A 6,246-nucleotide genomic window follows, 5' to 3' on the forward strand; every position below is an offset into this window, starting at 1 on the left:
CGATCCCAACGGATATGCCCACAGTGAATCAGCCTGCCGACACCCCACAAACCCCCGCCGAAATACGCCGCACCGCGCTGTATCTGACCCTGGCGCAAGTCCCCGCCGGTTGCGTGGTGAGTTACGGCGAGCTGGCGCAACTGGCCGGGTTGGGACGCGCCGCGCGCTGGGTGGGTCGTACCTTGAGCCAACTTCCCGAGGGCACCACATTGCCCTGGCATCGTGTGCTGGGTGCCGGTGGTCGGATAAGTCTGCCGGTGGGCAGCGCCTCGGGCGACGAGCAACGGGCGCGCTTGCGCGATGAGGGCGTTACGGTGCGCAACAATCGCGTGGATATTCAGCGCCATGGCTGGCGCCCGGTAGAGCACAGCGGTTAGAGTGCGCGCTTTGTTTCCGTGAATCTGAGGCAGACTCCAGCCCATGCCCCGTAAAACCTGGCGCGCCGCGCTCGCCGCCTATGCCAGCCCCTCGACGTTAGTGCTGTTGTTGCTCGGCTTTGCCGCCGGCTTGCCTTACATGTTGGTGTTCTCGACGCTTTCGGTGTGGCTGCGTGAGGCCGGTGTGGCCCGCGAGACCATCGGCTATGCGAGCCTGATCGGTTTGGCGTATGCCTTCAAATGGGTCTGGTCGCCGCTGCTCGACCAATGGCGCCTGCCACTGCTCGGTAAACTCGGACGTCGTCGCTCCTGGCTGGTGCTTGCACAGTCGCTGGTGATCCTCGGATTGATCGGCATGGGCTTCTGCGACCCGCAGAAACACCTGTCCTGGCTGATCGCCATTGCCGTCGTGGTGGCCTTTGCTTCCGCCACCCAGGACATCGCGGTCGACGCCTATCGCCTGGAGATCGCCGACGACAGCCGCCAGGCCGCCCTGGCCGCCAGCTATATGTCCGGCTACCGCATCGCCGCCCTGCTGGCCACGGCCGGTGCGCTGTTCTTTGCCGAAGGCTTCGGCTCCACCGGCTTCAACTATAAGCACTCGGCCTGGACCGGTACTTATGTGCTGTTCGGCGTGCTGATGATCCCGGCGCTGCTGACCACGCTGTTCATGCGCGAACCGAATGTACCGCTGCGCACCCAGTTGCAGGCCGGGCGCTACAGCTTCGTGCATCAGTTGGTGTCGGTGTTCGTGCTGATCGTGTTGCTGGTGTCCGTACCGGCGATGTTCACCCAGCTGTTCAACACCGACTTCGCCAGCGTGCTGTTCCAGGGCGTCAGCCTGTGGGACTTGCTGATGGACGACCGCGCGTTCCTGCGCGCCATTCTCTATATCATTCTCACCACACTGTGCCTTTCGGCCATGGGCCGACGGGGCCTGGCGCCGGTGCTCACGCCGGTCAACGACTTTATCCTGCGCTACCGCTGGCAGGCATTGCTGCTGCTGGGGCTGATCGCCACCTATCGTATGTCCGACACGGTGATGGGCGTGATGGCCAACGTGTTCTATATCGACCAGGGCTTTACCAAGGATCAGATCGCCGGGGTCAGCAAGATCTTCGGCCTGATCATGACCCTGCTCGGCGCCGGCATGGGCGGCCTGCTGATCGTGCGCTTCGGCATCCTGCCGATCCTGTTTATAGGCGGCGTGGCGTCGGCGGGGACCAACCTGCTGTTCGTGATGCTCGCCGACATGGGCCCCGACCTGCAGATGCTGATCTTTACCATCTCCCTGGATAACTTCAGCTCGGGCCTGGCCACGTCGGCATTCGTGGCGTACCTGTCGAGCCTGACCAACCTCAAGTTTTCCGCCACCCAATATGCGCTGCTCAGCTCGATCATGCTGTTGCTGCCGCGCCTGATCGGCGGCTACTCGGGGGTGATGGTGGAGAAGTTCGGGTACCACAACTTCTTCCTGATCACCTGCATGCTGGGCGTACCGACACTGCTGCTGATTGCGTTGCACTGGTATCAGGAAAATCGGCGGATGCGGTTGAATCCGCCGGTAGAGGACTGATTCTGGGGGCCCTTTAAAAGCCAGACCGCGGCGCCCCCATCGCAAGCAAGCTCTGCGCCTACAGACAGCCCTGCATTCTGATGCCTGTACGGCGGCAGTTTGCGCCCGTACAATCCCAAGTCATTTCAAGTTCAAGCAACCGACAACGGCCTACCATGCGTACCAGTCAATATTTGCTCGCCACACAGAAAGAAACGCCTTCCGATGCGGTCGTGATCAGCCACCAGCTGATGCTGCGCGCCGGCATGATTCGCAAACTGGCCTCGGGCCTGTACACCTGGCTGCCCATGGGCTTGAAGGTGATGCGCAAGGTCGAAGCCATCGTTCGCGAAGAAATGAACGCTGCCGGCTCTCTCGAAGTGTTGATGCCGAGCACCCAACCGGCCGAGCTGTGGCAGGAATCCGGGCGCTGGGAAGAGTACGGCCCTGAGTTGCTGCGCTTCAAGGACCGTCATGGCCGCGACTTCTGCGCCGGCCCGACCCATGAAGAAGTGATCACCGACCTGATGCGCAACGAGTTGAGCAGCTACAAACAGCTGCCTCTGAACCTGTATCAGATCCAGACCAAATTCCGCGATGAAATCCGCCCACGCTTCGGCTTGATGCGTGGCCGTGAATTCATCATGAAGGACGCCTATTCGTTTCACGCCGACCAGGCATCGCTGCAGGTCACCTATGACCGCATGCACCAGGCCTACTGCAACGTGTTCACACGCCTGGGCCTGAAGTTCCGGGCGGTTGAAGCGGACAATGGCTCCATCGGCGGTGCCGGCTCCCACGAATTCCACGTGCTGGCCGAGTCCGGCGAAGACGATATCGCGTTCAGCAACGGTTCCGACTACGCGGCGAACATCGAGAAAGCCGAAGCCGTGCCACGGGAAACCTCCCGTCCAGCCCCGGCTGAAGAACTGCGCCTGGTGGATACGCCAGAGACCAAGACCATCGCGGCCCTGGTGGAGAAATTCAATCTGCCGATTGAAAAGACCATCAAGACCCTGATCGTGCATGCCGAAGAAGAAGGCAAGCTGATCGCCCTGGTGATCCGTGGCGACCACGAACTCAACGAAATCAAGGCCGCCCAGCAACCTGGCGTGGCCAGCCCGCTGGTCATGGCCAGCGATGCCGAACTGCGCGACGCCATCGGCGCCGGTGCCGGCTCCCTCGGCCCGCTGAACCTGCCGTTGCCGATCATCATCGACCGCTCGGTCGAGCTGATGAGCGACTTCGGTATCGGCGCGAACATCGACGACAAGCACTACTTCGGTGTGAACTGGGAGCGTGACCTGCCGGTGCCGACCGTGGCCGACCTGCGCAACGTCGTTGCTGGCGACCCAAGCCCGGACGGCAAGGGCACCCTGGAAATCAAGCGCGGCATCGAAGTCGGGCACATCTTCCAGCTGGGCAACAAGTACAGCAAGGCGATGAAGTGCGAAGTGCTGGGCGAGAACGGCAAGCCGATCACCCTCGACATGGGCTGCTACGGCATTGGCGTTTCCCGCGTGGTTGCCGCTGCCATCGAGCAGAACAACGACGAGAAAGGCATTATCTGGAGTGACGCCCTGGCGCCTTTCCAAGTGGCCCTGGTACCGCTGCGTTACGAAACCGAGCAAGTACGCGAAGCCACCGACAAACTGTATGCCGAACTCACGGCCGCTGGTTTTGAAGTGCTGCTGGATGACCGCGACAAGAAAACCAGCCCGGGCATCAAGTTCGCCGACATGGAGCTGATTGGCATCCCGCACCGGATCGTGGTCAGTGACCGCGGCCTGGCCGATGGCAATCTGGAATACAAGAGCCGGACCGAAGCCGAAGCCCAACCGTTGCCGGTGGCTGACGTGCTGTCTTTCCTCCAGGCGCGTATTCGTCGCTGAAAACCAGATCAAGAGACGTCATGTTCAAGCGAAACACCAGAGCCCTGGGGGGCGCCGCCTTATGCGGCGCCCTGCTGGTCAGCGGCTGCGCCAATCAGATGTCGCAACGCAGTGAGCACGAGGAGCGGGTCGAGCGTAAGTTGCTCGACCACAGCCTGCAGATCGATGTAGGCGAACCCAAAGTGCTGGAACTGCCGCAACGCCGGGTTCGTATTCACGAGCAAAAGACCTTTGAGGTCACCGAATTCGAAGTCACCCGTCGTTACGACCGCTACACGCCTTACCAGCCCTGGCGCAAACTCTATGAGATGCCCCTGGGTGCAGTGGCTTTGGTCGCGGGTGCGGGCGCCAACGTGGCGAACATCTTCGCCCTCGGCAACCTGCCGACCAGCATGACCCACGACTGGCTGACCTACGGCGTGGACGGTCTCAACCCGTTCATGAACGTGCAATCCCATGGGCGCGCGCAACAGAACCTGGCGGGTATCGATGAAGTCCAGCGCGACAAACGCGTGGAGTATTCGAGCCTGCCCTGGAGCGAGCGCCCGGTCCAGGTCACCGCCGGCAAACAGACCCATGAGCTGACCACCGACCGCAACGGCGTGCTGCGCCTGAACCTGTTGGACAGCCCGTTTGCCGAGCAGGACCTGAACCGCGTCACGACCTTGAAGATCAGCGTGGAAGATGGCCAGGACGACGTGCACTCGGACTCGACCCTGGCGATCAGCAGCACCCTGCGCGGCAAGTTGCTGGAAGCCCACGGCCTGATCTACGACGACCTGGAAGACGATGAAGTCAGCCAGTGGGTGCACCGGGTCAAGCGCCTGTCGGAGCTGGGCCTGGAGGAAGAAGCCAGCGAACTGGAACAAAGCCTGATCGAACTGACCCGCAATGATCCCGAGCTGCAGCAGGAATTCCTGCAGGCGTTGACCAAGGATGCAGGGCGGTTGGTGGCGGATCCCGGAGCACGCTGAGGCTTCGAAAACGCTATCGATCCAAATGTGGGAGGGGGCTTGCTCCCTCCCACATTTGTTTCCGGGTTCTACCAGGAGAACTCTAACTGCTCGTTACCGCCACTCAGGTCCAGCAACCGCACCCCAATCCCCAACAACCGCACCGGTTTCCCACCGCGATTGAACGCCTGGGTCATCAACTGTTGATAACTCTCCAGATCCCGCGCCGCGCCCGCTTGCTCCAACGTCGTCTGGGTAAAGTCATGAAACTTCACCTTAACGAACGGCTTGCCCGCCTTGTAGCTGCTGTCGATACGCGCCATACGCCCTGCCAGGGTCTCCATCAACTCTGGAAGTTTCGCCAGGCAGCTTGAGAGATCCGGCAAATCCACATCGTAGGTATTTTCCACACTGATGGACTGCCGCCGGCTGTCGTTCTGCACCACACGGTCATCTATCCCACGGGCCAGGCTCCAGAGCCGCTCGCCAAAACTGCCGAATTCACGCACCAGCGCCAGCTTGTTCCATTCGCGCAATTGCAGGCAGTCTTCGATGCCCAGGCGCGCCAGTTTGTCTGCCGTCACCTTGCCCACGCCGTGCAACTTGCTTACCCGCAGCTGGGAGACAAAGTCCTCGACCTGATCCGGGGTGATGACAAACAGGCCGTTGGGCTTTTTCCAATCGCTGGCGATCTTGGCCAAGAACTTATTCGGCGCCACGCCGGCGGACACAGTGATGTGCAATTGGTTGGAGACCCGGCGCCGAATATCCTGGGCGATGCGCGTGGCGCTGCCGCCAAAGTGCGGGCTGTCGGAGACATCCAGGTAGGCCTCGTCCAGCGAGAGGGGCTCGATCAGGTCGGTGTAGTCGCGGAAGATCGTCTGGATTTCCTTCGACGCTTCCTTATAGGCATCCATGCGCGGCTTGACGATGGTCAGGTCCGGGCAGAGCTTCAGGGCATGGCGCGACGACATGGCTGAACGCACCCCATACGCCCGCGCTTCGTAATTGCATGTAGCGATCACGCCCCTTCGATCTGCCGACCCACCTACTGCCAGGGGCTTTTGCGCCAGGCTCGGGTCATCGCGCATCTCAATGGCGGCGTAGAAGCAATCACAGTCGACGTGGATGATTTTGCGCTGCGTCATAAATAGAAAGGGGTGTAATCCAACGGATGGGCAGTATCGCATCCACCCCTGTATATAGCACCAGTAGTTTGAATCTTCCGTCTGAGCGGTAGGAAATTTCCCAGATGAATTTATTTTCTCAATCGAAATTAGCGCCCCAATAGAGCTGAAACCCTTGGCCCTTCTGGCCCGAACCCCTCAAACGGCTCTGCATGGAGAGCTAACCGATTGAACCACAAGCGCTTTTCTTCGATTCACCGGTTGACACACTGGTGATCCTCTGTAGAATGCCGACACACAGACGCGGGATGGAGCAGTCTGGTAGCTCGTCGGGCTCATAAC

5 protein-coding genes are annotated in these 6,246 nt (G+C 60.9%); 4 read left to right on the top strand and 1 reads right to left on the bottom strand.

Annotated elements, in window-relative coordinates; all coding sequences use genetic code 11:
- Positions 1 to 14: 14 nt before the first annotated feature.
- The 4 genes from AC07OT_RS08825 to AC07OT_RS08840 all read left to right on the top strand — a co-directional run bounded on the left by AC07OT_RS08825 (position 15) and on the right by AC07OT_RS08840 (position 4,798).
- A complete protein-coding gene (locus AC07OT_RS08825) occupies positions 15 to 377 on the top strand; it encodes an MGMT family protein (RefSeq protein WP_495100492.1) in 363 nt (120 codons plus the stop codon).
- Between the two features lie 43 nt (positions 378 to 420).
- Complete coding sequence (locus tag AC07OT_RS08830; protein ID WP_065939210.1) at positions 421 to 1,953, top strand: AmpG family muropeptide MFS transporter; 1,533 nt, start codon at positions 421 to 423, stop codon at positions 1,951 to 1,953.
- Positions 1,954 to 2,108: 155 nt separating this feature from the next.
- Positions 2,109 to 3,824 (top strand): proline--tRNA ligase, encoded by a 1,716-nt coding sequence (locus tag AC07OT_RS08835; protein ID WP_027605473.1) that lies wholly within the window; start codon positions 2,109 to 2,111, stop codon positions 3,822 to 3,824.
- 20 nt (positions 3,825 to 3,844) lie between these two features.
- Positions 3,845 to 4,798, top strand: coding sequence for a hypothetical protein (locus AC07OT_RS08840; RefSeq protein ID WP_065925011.1), 954 nt, complete (start codon positions 3,845 to 3,847; stop codon positions 4,796 to 4,798).
- Between the two features lie 68 nt (positions 4,799 to 4,866).
- On the opposite strand, the gene dinB is transcribed toward AC07OT_RS08840, so the two are convergent.
- Entirely contained in the window at positions 4,867 to 5,925 is a 1,059-nt protein-coding gene (dinB, locus tag AC07OT_RS08845) for a DNA polymerase IV (protein WP_115487213.1), read from the bottom strand.
- Positions 5,926 to 6,246: the final 321 nt, after the last annotated feature.

This window comes from Pseudomonas sp. GW821-FHT09C10, assembly GCF_059418085.1.